The 14,707-nt window shown below is 74.4% G+C and carries 12 protein-coding genes; 8 read left to right on the forward strand and 4 right to left on the reverse strand.

Annotated features, from left to right (window positions below):
• Positions 1-346 precede the first annotated feature (346 nt).
• From ACH4OW_RS35795 to ACH4OW_RS35805, 3 genes are read left to right on the forward strand one after another with little or no spacing between them, the layout of a single operon-like run.
• Complete coding sequence (locus ACH4OW_RS35795; RefSeq protein ID WP_398032463.1) at positions 347-1,186, forward strand: GNAT family N-acetyltransferase; 840 nt, start codon at positions 347-349, stop codon at positions 1,184-1,186.
• Positions 1,183-2,013 (forward strand): lysophospholipid acyltransferase family protein, encoded by an 831-nt coding sequence (locus tag ACH4OW_RS35800; protein WP_360128361.1) that lies wholly within the window; start codon positions 1,183-1,185, stop codon positions 2,011-2,013. The genes ACH4OW_RS35795 and ACH4OW_RS35800 overlap by 4 nt, the downstream gene beginning before the upstream one ends.
• Positions 2,006-2,626, forward strand: coding sequence for a VTT domain-containing protein (locus ACH4OW_RS35805; RefSeq protein ID WP_360128358.1), 621 nt, complete (start codon positions 2,006-2,008; stop codon positions 2,624-2,626). The genes ACH4OW_RS35800 and ACH4OW_RS35805 overlap by 8 nt, the downstream gene beginning before the upstream one ends.
• Before the next feature lie 110 nt (positions 2,627-2,736).
• Here ACH4OW_RS35805 and ACH4OW_RS35810 read toward each other — a convergent pair whose 3' ends face one another.
• Positions 2,737-3,162, reverse strand: a complete 426-nt coding sequence (locus ACH4OW_RS35810; protein ID WP_360128355.1) for a subtilase-type protease inhibitor — start codon at positions 3,160-3,162, stop codon at positions 2,737-2,739.
• Positions 3,163-3,599: 437 nt separating this feature from the next.
• Between ACH4OW_RS35810 and htpG the strand changes: the two genes are divergently transcribed.
• Positions 3,600-5,525 carry a molecular chaperone HtpG gene (gene htpG / locus ACH4OW_RS35815; RefSeq protein WP_360128353.1) on the forward strand — a complete coding sequence of 642 codons (1,926 nt, stop codon included), beginning with the start codon at positions 3,600-3,602 and terminating at the stop codon, positions 5,523-5,525.
• A 60-nt stretch (positions 5,526-5,585) separates the two neighbouring features.
• Here the strand turns inward: htpG and ACH4OW_RS35820 are convergent, their stop codons facing one another.
• Positions 5,586-6,236, reverse strand: coding sequence for a TetR/AcrR family transcriptional regulator (locus ACH4OW_RS35820; RefSeq protein ID WP_398032468.1), 651 nt, complete (start codon positions 6,234-6,236; stop codon positions 5,586-5,588).
• 127 nt (positions 6,237-6,363) lie between these two features.
• Here ACH4OW_RS35820 and ACH4OW_RS35825 point away from each other — a divergent pair, with 127 nt between their 5' ends.
• A complete protein-coding gene (locus ACH4OW_RS35825; RefSeq protein ID WP_398032471.1) occupies positions 6,364-7,128 on the forward strand; it encodes an SDR family NAD(P)-dependent oxidoreductase in 765 nt (254 codons plus the stop codon).
• A gap of 42 nt (positions 7,129-7,170) precedes the next feature.
• On the opposite strand, the gene ACH4OW_RS35830 is transcribed toward ACH4OW_RS35825, so the two are convergent.
• Entirely contained in the window at positions 7,171-8,250 is a 1,080-nt protein-coding gene (locus ACH4OW_RS35830) for an ABC transporter permease (protein ID WP_398032472.1), read from the reverse strand.
• Positions 8,251-8,494: 244 nt separating this feature from the next.
• On the opposite strand from ACH4OW_RS35830, the gene ACH4OW_RS35835 reads away from it, so the two are divergent.
• Positions 8,495-12,172 carry a DNA polymerase III subunit alpha gene (locus ACH4OW_RS35835; protein WP_398032474.1) on the forward strand — a complete coding sequence of 1,226 codons (3,678 nt, stop codon included), beginning with the start codon at positions 8,495-8,497 and terminating at the stop codon, positions 12,170-12,172.
• The gene (locus tag ACH4OW_RS35840; RefSeq protein ID WP_398032477.1) at positions 12,169-13,251 is read left to right on the forward strand and encodes a DNA polymerase thumb domain-containing protein; all 1,083 of its coding nucleotides are present in this window, start codon (positions 12,169-12,171) and stop codon (positions 13,249-13,251) included. Before ACH4OW_RS35835 ends, ACH4OW_RS35840 begins: the two co-directional genes overlap by 4 nt.
• Here ACH4OW_RS35840 and ACH4OW_RS35845 read toward each other — a convergent pair.
• A complete protein-coding gene (locus ACH4OW_RS35845) occupies positions 13,215-13,466 on the reverse strand; it encodes a hypothetical protein (protein WP_398032480.1) in 252 nt (83 codons plus the stop codon). The two genes, ACH4OW_RS35840 and ACH4OW_RS35845, sit on opposite strands and share 37 nt — an antisense overlap.
• Here ACH4OW_RS35845 and ACH4OW_RS35850 point away from each other — a divergent pair.
• A complete protein-coding gene (locus tag ACH4OW_RS35850) occupies positions 13,450-14,304 on the forward strand; it encodes an alpha/beta fold hydrolase (protein ID WP_360128336.1) in 855 nt (284 codons plus the stop codon). The two genes, ACH4OW_RS35845 and ACH4OW_RS35850, sit on opposite strands and share 17 nt — an antisense overlap.
• Positions 14,305-14,707 lie beyond the last annotated feature (403 nt).

Below are 14,707 nucleotides of genomic sequence, written 5' to 3' on the forward strand. Positions count from 1 at the left end.
CTTTCCCGGCTTTTCCGCGCGGCGGCCGGAACGGATTTGCCAAGCCCGTTGCCGCTGGCTCTAATGATGCGCAGCCCGTGGCCGAAAAGAATCCGGCGAACAGCCGGTGAGCCGACCGCCGTGCCGATCCGGCGGACGGACCAGGGCCACCGTGCTGCCGCCCCGCGGAGGGGGCGGGGCGGCAGCGCGGGCCGGGCCGCGCCCTGTCGTGGTCCGTTCATCCGGCGGACCGCGGGCGGCCCGACGAAAGTAGGGGGCGGGGGCTGTCCTTCGGGCAATGTGCGGCCCGAGCGGGATTCCTAGCGTCGAAGGCGAACGGTTTCCCGTACGGAGAACAGGACCCGCCATGCTCCCGACCACCGCACCCGCCCCGGCCGCACCGACCACCGCACCCGCACCACCCGCCGGGCCCGGGACCGGCCGCCCCGCCTACGTCACCTCCCTCGCCGAGACGCCCGCGCAGCTACGGGCCGCGCAGCGGCTGCGCTACGAGGTGTTCGCCGGAGAACTGGGCGCCGCCCTCCACACCCCCTTGCCAGGGCACGACACGGACGCCTTCGACGACTTGGCGGACCATCTGATCGTCACCGAGACGGCCACCGGCGACGTGGTCGGCACCTACCGTCTGTTGCCGCCCGGCCGCACGGAACTCTCCTACTCCGAGACCGAGTTCGACCTGCGCGCCCTGCACGGGCTGCGGGCGCGGACGGTCGAGGCGGGCCGCTCGTGCGTCCGCGCCGACCACCGCTCCGGCGCGGTCGTCAACCAGCTGTGGGCGGCGCTCGCGCGGTACGTCACGCTCTCCGGGCACCGCTACCTGGCCGGCTGCGCCTCGGTGCCGCTGGACGACGGCGGGCGGGCCGCGGCCGACGCCTGGCTGCTCGGCTCCACCCGGCACGCGTCGCCGCCGGACCTGCGGGTCTACCCGCGGCGGCCGTGGACACCCGGGCCGCCCGACGCGGGAGAACCGCTGCCCGGCGCCGGTGCGCCGGGCGCGGACCGGGCGGGCGGGCCGAGTTACGCGCGGCTGCCCCCGCTGCTGCGCGGCTACCTGCGGATCGGCGCCTGGATGTGCGGCGCGCCCGCGCACGACCCGGAGTTCGGCGTCGCGGACTTCTTCGTCCTCCTGGACATGGAGCGGCTCAACGACCGATACCGCCGCTTCTTCCTCGGGGACTCCCGGTGAACCCGTGGGCCGCGACCTCGACCTGCACCCCGCGCTGCGCCCGCCACACCGCCCCGCGCGTGCCGGCCCTGCGGCTCGCCGCGCGCTATGCCGCGCTGGCCGGGGCGCTGGTGAGGGGGGCCGCCGCGGGGGAGCGGCTCACCGACCCGCGGACCATGCGGCTGCGGGCCACGGCGGTGCTGCGCGCGCTGGGGGTACGGGTGGAGACCACCGCCAGCGGGCCCGCGGCCGCGCCCGGCCCGTACGGCGGGCCGCTCAGTGTGCCGCGCACGGCAGGCGGCCCGGGGACGCTGATCGTCGCCGACCACATCTCCTGGCTGGACGTCATCGCGCTGCTGGCCGTGGAGCCGGTGACGGTGCTCGCCAAGCGGGAGATCGGCGAGTGGCCGCTGCTGGGCCCGCTCGCCCGGAAGGCCGGCACCCGGTTCATCGACCGCGCGGGCCTGCGCGAACTGCCGCAGGTCGTGGCGGAGCTGGCGGACATCTTGCGCGGCGGGCGCTCCGTACTGGTCTTCCCGCAGGGCACCACCTGGTGCTCGGCCGGGGCCGGCCGTTTCCGGCGGGCGACGTTCCAGGCCGCGGTCGACGCGGGCGCCCCCGTGCGGCCGGTGACGGTCGGCTACGTACAGCACGGCACGCCGAGCACGGTGGCGGCCTTCCTCGGCGACGAGGGCTTCGGCAGCTCGCTGCACCGGGTGGCGGGGGCCGGCGGGCTCGCGGTGCGGGTGACCGTCCACCCGCCGGCGGCGCCGGCAGCGGACCGGCGCGTGCTGGCCGAGCGGGCGCAGCGGGCCGTCTGCGGAGGGGAGTTGCCCGCCCATGGGTGACGTGCTGGGCCAGGCGGTGGAGCTGCTGCGGGCGCAGTTGGAGTCGCCGTGGCTGTGGGTGATCGTCTTCCTGGTGGCGGGGCTGGACGCGCTGCTGCCGTTCATGCCGAGCGAGACGACCGTGGTGATGGTGGCGGTACTGCTCGGGCCCGACCTGCCGCGGCTCGCCGCGCTCGCGGCGGTGGCGGCGGCGGGCGCGCTGGGCGGGGACTGCCTCAGCCACGGAATCGGCCGGTGGGGCGGCCCGCGCCTGATCGCGCGGCTGTTGCGCGGCGAGCGCGGGCGGCGCCGGTACGCGTGGGCCTGCGGTGCGGTCGGGCGGCATGCCACGCTCCTGGTGGTCGCGGCGCGGTTCCTGCCCGGCGGGCGGGTGGCGGCGGGCCTGTCCACCGGCGGACTGCGGTTCCCGCTGCGGCGGTTCGTGTTGCTGGACGCCGTCGGCGCGAGTCTGTGGGCGGTGACGAGCACGGCGATCGGCCGGATCGGCGGCGCCGGCTTCGCCGAGGACCCGGTCAAGGGGGTGCTGCTGGCCTTCGCGCTGGCCCTCGCGGTGGTCGCGGTGCTGGAGGGCGTGCGCCGGGCGCGTGCCGCCCGCCCGTCCTCGGCGCGTTGAGGGCGTACGACGGGACCGGCCCCCGGACATCCTGGTGGATGTCCGGGGGCCGGTCGGCGGTGCGGCCGCGAGGTGCCGGCGGCCGGACCGCTCAGCGGCTCACCGCCCGGTCAGAACTCGAAGAGCAGGCCCTTGCCGCCCTCCATCGCGCAGGGGTTGGCGAAGGTGTGCTCGTACGCCACGCGGCGGCCCTGCCAGACGCCGTTCGCGGTGACCACGACGGGGTTCCACTCCTTGGTGCACATGCGGTCCGAGGCGGCCTTGGTGATCTTGTCGAAGTCACCGTCGGCCTTGCGGAGTTCTGCGCAGGCGGCGCGCGCCATGGGGTGCGAACCGGTCCCGGACGAGCTACAGCTCAGCGACACCGCGCGCTGGATGGAGGCCGTAGCGGCGGTGTCCCCGTACCCGACGGTGAGGACCAACTCCGAGGGTGCGTACAGGCTCTTCGGCGTCGCGGGCTGGGCCTGGGCCGTGGTGGCCAGACCGCCGAGCGCGAGCGCCGCGCCGAGCGCGATCCCCCCAGTGATGTACCGCATTTTCGAACACTCCTTCGGTTGTCGTCTCGAATGCCGGACGGTGAGGAGTCTGGCCGAGGCGCACCAGGAAAGCACATCGATCGGTGACTTCCAGTCTCTGGTTGAAAACTGTGCGTGGTGGCGTGAAGTCGAGCGACGGGCGTTTCGGTACGGGATGTGTGCTATGCCGTGCGGTCAGCGGGAACATCCGGGGCGCGAGGTTCCGGACGGGTCCGGACGGCGGCGAAAAGCGGCCAACTCCCGTTACCCCGGGGGGTTCAGGATGCTCGTGCGGGTTCGCCGCTAATGGCCGAAGTGTGGTTGCTGGTGGGGGTTGCGGGGGGCACGGGCGGACACCGCGGCATCCGTGCCGGAGAAGGGCGTATGCGGACCGACCGGCTGATCTAGAGTTCTCTGGAAGGCCCGTCACCTGGTGACATGAGAAGGAATCAAGGAATATGCCGACCGAGACGTTCGAGTTCCAGGTAGAAGCACGCCAGCTCCTGCAGATGATGATCCACTCGATCTACTCGAACAAGGACGTTTTTCTGCGCGAGCTGATCTCCAACGCCTCCGACGCGCTGGACAAGCTGCGCCTCGAAGCGCTGCGCGACGACACGCTCGACGCCGATGTCTCCGACCTCCACATCGCCATCGAGACCGACGGCGAGGCCCGCACCCTGACCGTCCGCGACAACGGCATCGGCATGTCGCACGACGAGGTGGTCCAGCTCATCGGGACGATCGCGAACTCCGGCACCGCCAAGTTCCTCCAGGAGCTGAAGCAGGCCAAGGACGCGGCCACCGCGGAAGGGCTCATCGGCCAGTTCGGCGTCGGTTTCTACGCCGCCTTCATGGTGGCCGACCAGGTCACGCTGGTGACCCGGCGCGCCGGACAGAGCGAGGGCACCCGCTGGTCGTCCACCGGCGAGGGCACGTACACCGTCGAGCCCGTCGACGGCGCGCCGCAGGGCACGGCGGTCACCCTGCACCTCAAGCCGGTGGACCAGGAGGACCAGCTCTTCGACTACACCTCCCGCTGGAAGATCAGGGAGATCGTCAAGCGGTACTCCGACTTCATCACCTGGCCGGTCAGGATGGCTCCCGAGGCGCCGGCCGGGGAGAAGGAGGAGGACGGCGAGGAGGGCAAGGCCGCTCCCGAGCCCGAGACGCTCAACTCCATGAAGGCGCTGTGGGCGCGCTCCAGGGACGAGGTGAGCGACGACGAGTACCACGAGCTGTACAAGCACATCAGCCACGACTGGACCGACCCGCTGGAAACCCTGCGCATGCAGGCGGAGGGCACGTTCGAGTACCAGGCCCTGCTGTTCCTGCCCTCGCGCGCGCCCCAGGACCTGTTCGCGCGCGACCACAAGCGCGGGGTGCAGCTCTATGTGAAGCGCGTCTTCATCATGGACCACTGCGAAGCGCTGCTGCCCGAGTACCTGCGCTTCGTCAAGGGTGTCGTGGACGCGCAGGACCTCTCGCTCAACGTCTCCCGCGAGATCCTCCAGCAGGACCGCCAGATCCAGCTCATGCACCGCCGGCTGGTGAAGAAGGTGCTGTCCACCGTCAAGGAGATGATGACGCAGCGTCCGGAGAACTACGCCACGTTCTGGCGGGAGTTCGGCCGGGTCGTCAAGGAGGGGCTGCTCAGCGACCACGAGAACCGCGACGCGATCCTGCGCATCGCCTCCTTCGACTCCACCCACGACCAGGAGAAGCCGGTCACCCTCCAGCAGTACGCCGAGCGCATGAAGGAGGGCCAGGAGCACATCTACTTCATGACGGGCGAGTCCCGCACCGCCATCGAGAACTCGCCGCACATGGAGGCCTTCCGCGACAAGGGCTACGAGGTGCTGCTGCTCACCGACCCGGTCGACGAGGTGTGGGTCGAGGCCGTCCCCGACTTCGACGGCAAGGAACTGCGGTCGATCGCCAAGGGCGAGGCGGACCTCGCGGAGGAGGAGACCGAGGAGGCCAAGGCCGAGCGGGCCAAGCGCCAGGAGGACTTCGCGCCGCTGCTGTCCTGGATGACGGAGCGCCTCGGCGAGGAGGTCAAGGAGGTACGGCTCTCCTCCCGCCTGACCGTCTCCCCGGCCTGCATCGTCTCGGACACCGACGACGTGACCCCGGCGCTGCGGAACATGTACCGCGCGATGGGCCAGGAACTGCCCGAGGCCAAGCGCATCCTGGAGCTCAACCCCGGCCACCCGCTGGTCGAGGGGCTGCGCGCGGCCCAGGCCGAGCGCGCCGCCGACCCGGACCTCGCCGGGACGGCCGAGCTGCTGTACGGCATGGCGCTGCTCGCGGAGGGCGGCGAACTGCGCGACCCGGCACGCTTCACCAAGCTGATGGCGGAGCGGCTGGAGCGCGCACTGTAAGCGCTTCGGCCGGGCTCGCCCCGTAAGACTGCCGCCGGGTCCTTCATGGGCCCGGCGGTGTCATGTCCGGCGCCGGTCCAGGCCGGGCAGCCCGGCCGTCAGCGCGCTCATGTTCCGTACCACCAGCTCGGCCGGCTCGGCGGGGCCGTCCGTCCGCTCGTCCGGGGCGTCGTCGTCCGCCGCGGCCCAGGTCTCCACCGCGACCCGCATCGCCGTGTTCGCGGCCGCCGCCGCGAGCCGCGCCTCCGGCGCCCCGGCGCCCGTCAGCCCGGCCAGGACGGGGATCAGCGCCTCCTCGGAGTCGTGGTGGACGCGGTGCCAGACCGCGCGCAGCGCCGGGTCGTCCCGCATCGCCCGCAGCAGTCCGCGCGTCCAGCGCAGCGCCTCGGCGGCCCGCTCGTCGGACGGCGTCAGCGCCTGCCGCGCCGCTCGCTCCAGTACGTCCCGTACGGACGGCCCGTCCGCCTCCTCCGCCAGTCGGCGCAGGCCGGCGAGCCACTGCCGGACGCCCACCGCGAGCAGTGGCGCGACCGCGTCCTCCTTGGTGCGGAAGTAGCGGTAGAAGGTGCGCAGGGCGACGCCTGCGGCGCGGGCGATGTCGTCGGCGGTGACGGCGGTGCCGTGCTCGGCGAACAGGGCCGCCGCGGCGCGGGCGATCTCCAGCTCGGTCGCCGCCTTGCGCCGTTCGGTCAGGGAGGGTGCGGAGGGCATGGGACGAGCTTACGACGCCCGGAGCCAAGGTGGCACGTCACGCGAATGTGGCACAACGTGCCGTCAAGGCGTACGGTGCCGGTGTCGTACACGGAGACACGCACCAAAAGAGGCAGGAGACCCGCGCATGGAGCGTTTCGAGGGGCGTCGCGTCCTGATCACCGGGGCCGGTTCGGGCATCGGGCAGGCCACCGTCCACCGGGTGCTGGCCGAGGGCGGCCGGGTGGTGGCCGCCGACATCAGCGAGACGGGGCTGAAGGCCACCGCCGGGCGCGCCGCGGCGGACGGCCACGGCGACCGGCTCGCCACCACCGTCCTGGACATCGCGGACGAGGCCGCGGCGCGCGCGGGCGTCGCCGCCGCCGTCGAGGAGCTGGGCGGGCTGGACGTCCTGGTCAACGCCGCGGGCATCCTGCGCGCCTCGCACACCCACGAGACCAGCCTGGACGCCTTCAACCGGATCATCGCGGTCAACCTGACCGGTACGTTCCTGATGATCCGCGAGGCGCTGCCCGCGCTGCTGCGGGGCCGGGCGCCGGTGGTGGTCAATTTCAGCTCCACCTCGGCCGCGTTCGCGCACCCCTACATGGCGGCGTACGCGGCCAGCAAGGGCGGCATCCAGTCCATGACGCACGCCATCGCGAGCGAGTACGCCAAGCAGGGGCTGCGCGCGGTGTGTGTGGCGCCGGGGTCGGTGCGGTCCGGCATGACCGACAACCCGGGCCTGCCCGAGGACGCCGACATGAGCCTGTTCGGAAAGCTGATGCCGGCCATCGGCGAGGGCTTCGCGCCCCCGGAGGCGGTCGCGGGCGTCATAGCGATGCTCGCCTCCGAGGACGGCGCGTTCGTCACCGGTACGGAGATCCGCATCGACGGCGGTACGCACATGTGAGCCGCGCGGCGGGCGGCGGCGCCGGGCCGGGCGCCGCCGCGGTCACTGCCGTACCTCGCTGCGGTTGACCGCGGCGCGGCCCTTGGTGAGGGAGGCGAAGACCAGGGTCAGGACGGTGCCGGCGACGGCCCACGCGGAGAGCACCAGCAGCGGCCCGGTCACCGCGTTGCCGTGGAAGTACGCGATGGAGCGGGCCGCCCAGGTGCCCGCGCCCGGCGGCAGCGCGGGACCGATCGCCCGCCAGAAGTCCGGCAGCAGGGGGTAGGGGTAGGCGCCGCCCGCGCTGGGGTTGCCGGCGATCACGACCAGGAGGATGGTCAGCCCGATGCCGATGATCCCGGCGACGGCCTGGAAGGCGAAGGTGGCCGCGCCCACCGCGAACACGATGAGGGCGCCCAGCCCCCACAGCCCGAAGAGGCTGCCGGGCAGCGCGCCCAGGATGGGGCCGATGACGACGGCCCCGGCCAGGCCGGTGAGGACCGAGTAGACGGCGAGCGCGCCCAGCCGGATGACCGCCCGCTTGAGGTTGGTGGGGCGGGCGCCGAAGCTGATCGCGAGGATCGCGGCGCACAGGTAGCCGCCCACGCACCAGCCGACCACCAGGTAGAACGAGGACAGACCGCGGGTGTCGTCCTTGTCGGCGGGCGCGACGTCCTGCACCTGCACGGTGCGCTTCTGCGCCTTCTCCGCCTGGGTGACGACCTGTTCGACGGCCTGGGAGAGCGAGGCTCCGGAGCCGCTGGCCACCAGCAGCTTGTCGGTGCTGCCGCGCGGGTCGACGATCAGCGCGCCGTCGATGTCCCGCTCCTTGATCTGCCGCGTCGCGTCCGCCTCGGAGGGGGCGGTGCGCGGGTCCAGGGGCGAGCCCGGCAGCTTGTCGAGCCGTTCGACGAGCTGTCCGCCCATCTGCTGGGGCGCGACGACCGCGAGCGGGACGTCCTTCGGTTTGGGGGAGTGGAAGGCGCCCGCGTACGACGCGATGAACAGCGCCGTCAGGGCCAGCACGCCGATCATCAGCAGGGCGGCCCGCCCCGAGACCGCGTCCTTCACCTCCCCGAGGAAGCTCCTGTCGCGGGTGTCCTCGTCCCGGATCCCGCGGGTGCCGTCGTCCGCCGTGGCCATGCGCCACTCCCTCGCCCTGTCGTACCGAGTAGATCTTTCGTTCCCAGACCTTTTGCCCCATATCTTCCGGCCCATTACGGATCTTCGCAGGCCGGGTGGGCTGATCGGGGAGGGGAGGCGCGGGAGGCGGGCGGCGATGGGCGCTGTTCGATTTTCGTACGGTTGTTCGAGAAAAGAGTTATGGTGGAACCGCGACGGGGGACGCAGCAACGGTCAGGGGGTGTACGAGCGGCAGGAGGCGCGGATGCCACGGTTCACGCATCTGCACACCGCCTCGGGCTTCTCCCTGCGGTACGGCGCCGCCCACCCCGAACGCCTCGCCGAGCGCGCCGCCGAACGCGGCATGGACGCCCTCGCGCTGACCGACCGGGACGGCCTCGCCGGAGCCGTCCGCTTCGCCAAGGCCGCGGCAGCGGCCGGCGTCCGCCCGCTGTTCGGCACCGAACTGGCGGTGGCACCGCCCGAGGACGGCCGCACGGTCCCGGGCGCCGCCCCGGGGACGGCCCGGCGGCGCGGCCCGGTGCGCGGCGGCGCGTTCGTCGACGAGTCGGCGGCCCGCGCCGTCTTCCTCGCCAGGGACGGCGCCGCGGGATGGGCCATGCTGTGCCGCCTGGTCTCGGCCGCGCACGCCGCCACCCTGCCGGGGGACTCCGCCAAGCCCGTACTGACCTGGGCCGCCCTCACCGAAGCGGTGCGCGCCGGGGCGCCGGACGCGGTCACCGTCCTGCTCGGGCCCGACTCCGAGCCCGGCCGCGCGCTGGCCGCCGGCCGCCCCGACCGCGCCGCCCGGCTCCTCGCCCCCTGGCGCGAACTGTACGGCGACGCGCTGCGCCTGGAGGTCGTCGACCACGGCCGTACCGGCACCGGACCCGGCTCGCTGCGCCTCGCCGCCCGCACCCTCGGCTTCGCCGTCGAACACGGCGTACGCGCCGTGCTGACCAACGCCGTCCGCTACGCCGACCCCGGGCAGGGCCCGGTCGCCGACGTCCTGGACTCCGCCCGCCGCCTGATGCCGGTGGACCGGCACCGCCCGGAGGCCCGGGACGGCGGCGAACGGTGGCTCAAGGACGCGGGCGCGATGGCCCGTACCGCCGAGCGGATCGCCGAGGCGGCCGGACTCGGACCCGGCACCGCGCAGCGGCTGCTGGCGATGACCGAGGAGACGGCCGCGCACTGCCGGGTCGACCCCGAGGACGACATCGGGCTGGGCACCGTCCACTTCCCCGAACCCCGCCTGGTCGGCGCCGCGCGCCGCACCGCCGGACGGGTGCTGCGCTCGCGCTGCGCCGCCGGGATGGTGCTGCGCGGCTACGACCGGCGCCGTACGTACTGGGAGCGGATGGACCACGAACTGGAGATCATCGAGCACCACGGCTTCGCCTCGTACTTCCTGACCGTCGCCCGGGTCGTCGAGGACACCAGGGACCTGGGCATCCGGGTGACCGCACGCGGCTCCGGCGCGGGCTCGCTCGTCAACCACCTGCTGGGCATCGCGCACGCGGACCCGGTCGAGCAGCGGCTGCTGATGGAGCGCTTCCTGTCCAAGCGCCGCGCGGTGCTGCCCGACATCGACATCGACGTGGAGTCGGCGCGCCGCCTGGAGGTCTACCGCGCGATCTTCGACCGGTTCGGCACCGAGCGGGTCGCCACCGTCGCCATGCCCGAGACCTACCGGGTACGGCACGCCGTACGGGACGTGGGCGCCGCCCTGGGCATGGACCCGGCCGAGGTGGACCGGCTGGCCAAGTCCTTCCCGCACATCCGCGCCCGCGACGCCCGCGCGGCGCTCGCCGAACTGCCCGAGCTGCGCGGTGTGGAAGCGGACCGGTACGGGCCGATGTGGGACCTGGTCGAGGCGCTGGACGCACTGCCGCGCGGCATGGCCATGCACCCGTGCGGGGTGCTGCTCTCGGACGCCTCGCTGCTGGACCGCACCCCCGTCGTGCCGACCCGCAGCGAGATCCCGCACCGCGACGGCGAGGGCGGATCCCCGCTGCCGATGTCGCAGTTCGACAAGGACGACGTGGAGGAGATGGGACTGCTCAAGCTGGACGTGCTGGGCGTACGGATGCAGTCGGCGATGGCGCACGCGACCGCCGAGATCGGCCGCGCCACCGGCCGTACCGTCGACCTCGACGACCCGGCGCAGGTGCCGCCCGGCGACCCCGCCACGTACGGCCTGATCCGCTCCACCGAGACGCTCGGCTGCTTCCAGATCGAGTCGCCGGGCCAGCGCGACCTGGTCGGCCGGCTCCAGCCCGCCACCTTCCACGACCTGGTGGTCGACATCTCGCTGTTCCGCCCGGGGCCGGTCTCGGCCGACATGGTGCGGCCCTTCATCGAGGCCCGGCACGGCCGCAGGCCCGCCCGCTACCCGCACCCGGACCTGGAGGGGCCGCTGCGCGAGACCTACGGCGTGGTCGTCTTCCACGAGCAGATCATCGAGATCCTGCGGATCATGACCGGCTGCGACCGGGGCGAGGCGGACGAGAAGCGGCGCGCACTGTCCAAGCCGGAGATCCAGGGGCAGGTGCGGGCCTGGTTCACGGAGCGGACCAGCCGGCGGGGGTACACGCCCGAGGTGATCGAACGCACCTGGGAGATCGTCGAGGCGTTCGGCTCGTACGGCTTCTGCAAGGCGCACGCCGTCGCCTTCGCGGTGCCGACGTACCAGTCCGCCTGGCTCAAGGCGCACCACCCTGCGGCCTTCTACGCCGGGCTGCTCACCCACGACCCGGGGATGTACCCGAAGCGGCTGCTGCTGGCGGACGCACGGCGGCGGGGGGTGCCGGTGCTGCCGCTGGACGTGAACCGGTCGGCGGTCGCTCATCGAATCGAACTGGTGTCTGATGGTGGTGGGGGGAGCAGTCCGGCGGTCTGGGGCCTGCGGCTCGCCCTGGCCGACGTGCACGGCATGAGCGAGGCCGAGGCGCGGCGCATCGAGGAAGGACAGCCGTACACCTCGCTCCCCGACCTGTGGCAGCGGGCCCGGCCCAGCCGCCCGGTGGCCGAACGCCTCGCCCGCGTCGGCGCGCTGGACGCCTTCGGCGCCAACCGCCGCGACCTGCTGCTGCACCTCGCCGAACTGCACGGCCGGCAGCGGGGCGTGGCCGAGGGGCAGCTGCCCCTGGACGCGGGGGACGGCGCCGCCGCGCACGCCGAGGCGGTCGAACCGGCCGGGCTGCCCGACCTGACCGACGTCGAGAAGCTCAGCGCCGAACTGGGCGTCCTCGGCATGGACACCACCCGGCACCTGATGAGCGACCACCGGGAGTTCCTCGCGGAGCTGGGGGCGCTGCCCGCCAAACGGCTGGGCGACGCCGAGCACGGGGAGACGGTGCTGGTCGCCGGGGCCAAGGCGGCCACCCAGACCCCGCCGATCCGCTCCGGCCGCCGGGTCATCTTCACCACCCTCGACGACAGCACGGGCCTGGTCGACTGCGCCTTCTTCGACGATTCCCACGAGGCATGCGCGCACACCGTCTTCCACTCCTGGCTGCTGCTCGTGCGCGGTACGGTCCAGCGGCGCGGGCCGCGCAGCTTCAGCGTGGTCGGCGCCGCCGCATGGAACCTCGCCGAGCTGGCCGAACTGCGCCGCGAGGGCGGCTTGGCGGCGGTCACGGCGCGCCTCGCGGAAGGAGGCAGGACGGCGGACCCGGCCGGGCCGGTGAACGGCGGGCCGGCGGACGGCGGCGCGGTGCCGCGCCGGGTGCACAGCGAGCCGGGCCGCGCGGGCTCGGCAGCCGCCGAGGCGACCTGGGCGGCGGACCGGAACGAGGCCCCGGCGGCCGCGTCCGCCGGCCGCACCATCCGGCTGGAGACCGGCTACGAGATGCACCCCTGGGCCGACCTCCGGCCGGCGGGCGAAGGCGCCGCCACCGGGCGCAAGCTGTGGCACTCCAGCCCGGGGAGCGCGGGATGACCGGCGGAAGCGGGACGGCAGCCGGGGCCGGGGCCCCTCCCGAGATGCTGTACGTACGGTTCCGCGCCGCCGGGGACAGCGGCGCGGACGAGGACCGGGGCGCCCCGCCCGGCGAGGAGACCTACGAACAACTCCTGCGGCTGCTCGGCCAGTTCACGCCGGTGATCGAGGCGCTGCCGCCGGACGCCGCGCTCGCCGACGTGCGGGGGGCGTTGCGCTACTTCGAACGGGACGCCGCGGGCATCGCCGAGCTGATCCGGCTGCGGGCGCTGGCCTGGTACGGCGTGCGGTGCACCATCGGCATCGCCGGCAACCCGCTGCTCGCGCGGATGGCGGCGCAGGGCGCGGCGCCCGGCGAGGTGCGCCGGGTGCCGGGGGAAGCCGCCGCCGTCGCCGCCTTCCTCGACCGCAAACCGGCCGCCGCGCTGCACGGCGTCGGGCCGGCGACCGCGCGCGCCCTGTGCGCGTACGGGCTGGACAGCGTCGGCCGGATCGCCGCCGCGCCGCCCGCGACCCTGCAGCGCATCCTCGGCGCGAAAACCGGCCGGGCGGTGTACGACAAGGCCCGCGGCATCGACCCGGCGCCGGTCACCCCGAACGCCGCCGCGCGCTCGATCGGCGCCGAACACCGCTTCGCACACGACGAACTGGACCAGGACCGGCGGCGGCGCGCCCTGCTCTCGCTCGCGGACGACCTCGGCGCCCGGCTGCGCGGCAGCGGCCGTGCGGCCCGCGCGCTGACCCTCACCGTCCGCTACGCCGACCGCTCCACCACGACGCGCACCCGCCGGCTGCCCGAACCGACCGCGCACGGGCCCGCGCTGACCGACGCGGCGTACGCGCTGCACGCGGCGCTCGGCCTGCAACGGGCCCGCGTACGGTCCGTGGCGCTGCGCGCGGAGGACCTGTGCCGCGCCGAACTCGCCACCCGGCAGCTGACGTTCGACCCCGCCGAGGACAAGGCGCGCCGCATCGAGGCCGCCGTGGACCGGGCGCGGGCCCGCTTCGGCGAGGAGGCGGCCCGGCCGGCGGCGAAGCTGGCTCAGCCGTACAGCCGCTCCGCGTACCGCGGGCCGTAGTGCTCCTCCAGCGGGGTGCCGGGGGCCTCGACCCCCTTGGCACCCCGGACGACCATGGCGTCGAAGAACGGGGCGTCGCGCAGGATCCGGGCGCGGCCGTTGATGCGCAGGGTGCCGCCGCGGCCCCGCCCCCCACCGTGTCCCCCGTAAGGCGCAGCGTTCCGTAACGCCGCCGGAGGCCGGGCGTTGTGCCGCGCGATGACGTCGCTCCGCACCCGCCTGCTCGGCCTGGTTCCCGCATTCGCCCTGGTGGCCGGCCTCACCACGGCCCCGGCGTCCGCCGTGCCGCGGACCGTGGACCGCGGCTGGAACAACTACGCCTGCAAGCCGTCCGCCGCCCACCCCCGGCCGGTGGTCCTCGTGCACGGCACGTTCGCCAACTCGCTGAACAACTGGCTCGGCCTGGCGCCCTACCTGGTCAGGCGCGGCTACTGCGTCTTCTCCCTCGACTACGGCCGGCTGCCGGGAGTGCCCCTCGTCCACGGCCTGGGCCCGGTGGCGGAGTCCGCCAAGGAGCTGGCCTCGTACGTCGACCGCGTGCTGGCCGTGACGGGTGCCCGTAAGACCGACCTCGTCGGGCACTCGCAAGGCGGCATGATGCCGCGCCAGTACCTCAGATTCCACGGGGGCGCGGCCAAGGTGAACGCCCTCGTCGGCATCGCGCCCGACAACCACGGCACGGACCTGATGGGCCTGACCCGGCTGCTGGACGCCTTCCCCGCGGCCAAGTCGGCCGTGCGCGGCATCGCGCCCGCCCTGACCGACCAGATCCGTGGTTCGGCGTTCCTGCGCCGCCTCAACGCCGGCGGCGACACCGTGCCCGGTGTGCGGTACACGGTCATCGCGACGCGGCACGACCGGATCGTCACGCCGTACCGTAGCCAGTTCCTGGCCGGACCCGGCGTGCGCAACGTCCTCGTCCAGGACCTGTGCCCGCTCGACCTCTCCGGGCACGCGACCCTCGGCCTCCTCGACCGGGTGGCCTTCCACGAGACGGCCAACGCCCTCGATCCGGCCCACGCGACCCCGGCGACCTGCGCCCCGGCGGCCTGACGGGCGTCCGGTCAGCCCGCCGGCGGCGCCGCCTCGCCGGGGTGGGCGCGCCTGCTGCGGCGCCGCTCCCCGCAATCCCCGGATTTCCGCGCCGGAACGGGAATCTCCGCGGCGCCGCGGTGCGCTGAGGGTTGACGAGACGTACGGGCAACCACGGCCCGGCGCGCCCGACTTGCCCGCACGCCGCACCACAGGGGAGTGCGGCGCGTGGCAGGGCGCGCACGGCGGCGCCCCCCGGCCCCGCGGGGGGGGGACGGGGGGCGCGGCGCCCGGGGGGGGGGGGGGGGGGGGGGGGGGGGGGGGGGGGGGGCCGGGGCGCGGGGGGGGGGCCGGGGGGGGGGGGGGGGGCCTCGCCCCGGGGCGGGGGCCGGGGGCGGGACTGGGGCCGTGACCTGGACCGGCG

Source organism: Streptomyces sp. NPDC017056, from assembly GCF_044332485.1.
Classification (GTDB): Bacteria; Actinomycetota; Actinomycetes; order Streptomycetales; family Streptomycetaceae; genus Streptomyces.

Bases quoted from the DNA above. Each gene is read 5' to 3' on its own strand.
- ACH4OW_RS35795 (WP_398032463.1), top strand. From the start codon at position 347: ATGCTCCCGACCACCGCACCCGCCCCGGCCGCACCGACCACCGCACCC.
- ACH4OW_RS35805 (WP_360128358.1), top strand. From the start codon at position 2,006: ATGGGTGACGTGCTGGGCCAGGCGGTGGAGCTGCTGCGGGCGCAGTTG.
- ACH4OW_RS35810 (WP_360128355.1), bottom strand. From the start codon at position 3,162: ATGCGGTACATCACTGGGGGGATCGCGCTCGGCGCGGCGCTCGCGCTC.
- htpG (WP_360128353.1), top strand. From the start codon at position 3,600: ATGCCGACCGAGACGTTCGAGTTCCAGGTAGAAGCACGCCAGCTCCTG.
- ACH4OW_RS35820 (WP_398032468.1), bottom strand. From the start codon at position 6,236: ATGCCCTCCGCACCCTCCCTGACCGAACGGCGCAAGGCGGCGACCGAG.
- ACH4OW_RS35825 (WP_398032471.1), top strand. From the start codon at position 6,364: ATGGAGCGTTTCGAGGGGCGTCGCGTCCTGATCACCGGGGCCGGTTCG.
- ACH4OW_RS35830 (WP_398032472.1), bottom strand. From the start codon at position 8,250: ATGGCCACGGCGGACGACGGCACCCGCGGGATCCGGGACGAGGACACC.
- ACH4OW_RS35835 (WP_398032474.1), top strand. From the start codon at position 8,495: ATGCCACGGTTCACGCATCTGCACACCGCCTCGGGCTTCTCCCTGCGG.
- ACH4OW_RS35840 (WP_398032477.1), top strand. From the start codon at position 12,169: ATGACCGGCGGAAGCGGGACGGCAGCCGGGGCCGGGGCCCCTCCCGAG.
- ACH4OW_RS35850 (WP_360128336.1), top strand. From the start codon at position 13,450: ATGACGTCGCTCCGCACCCGCCTGCTCGGCCTGGTTCCCGCATTCGCC.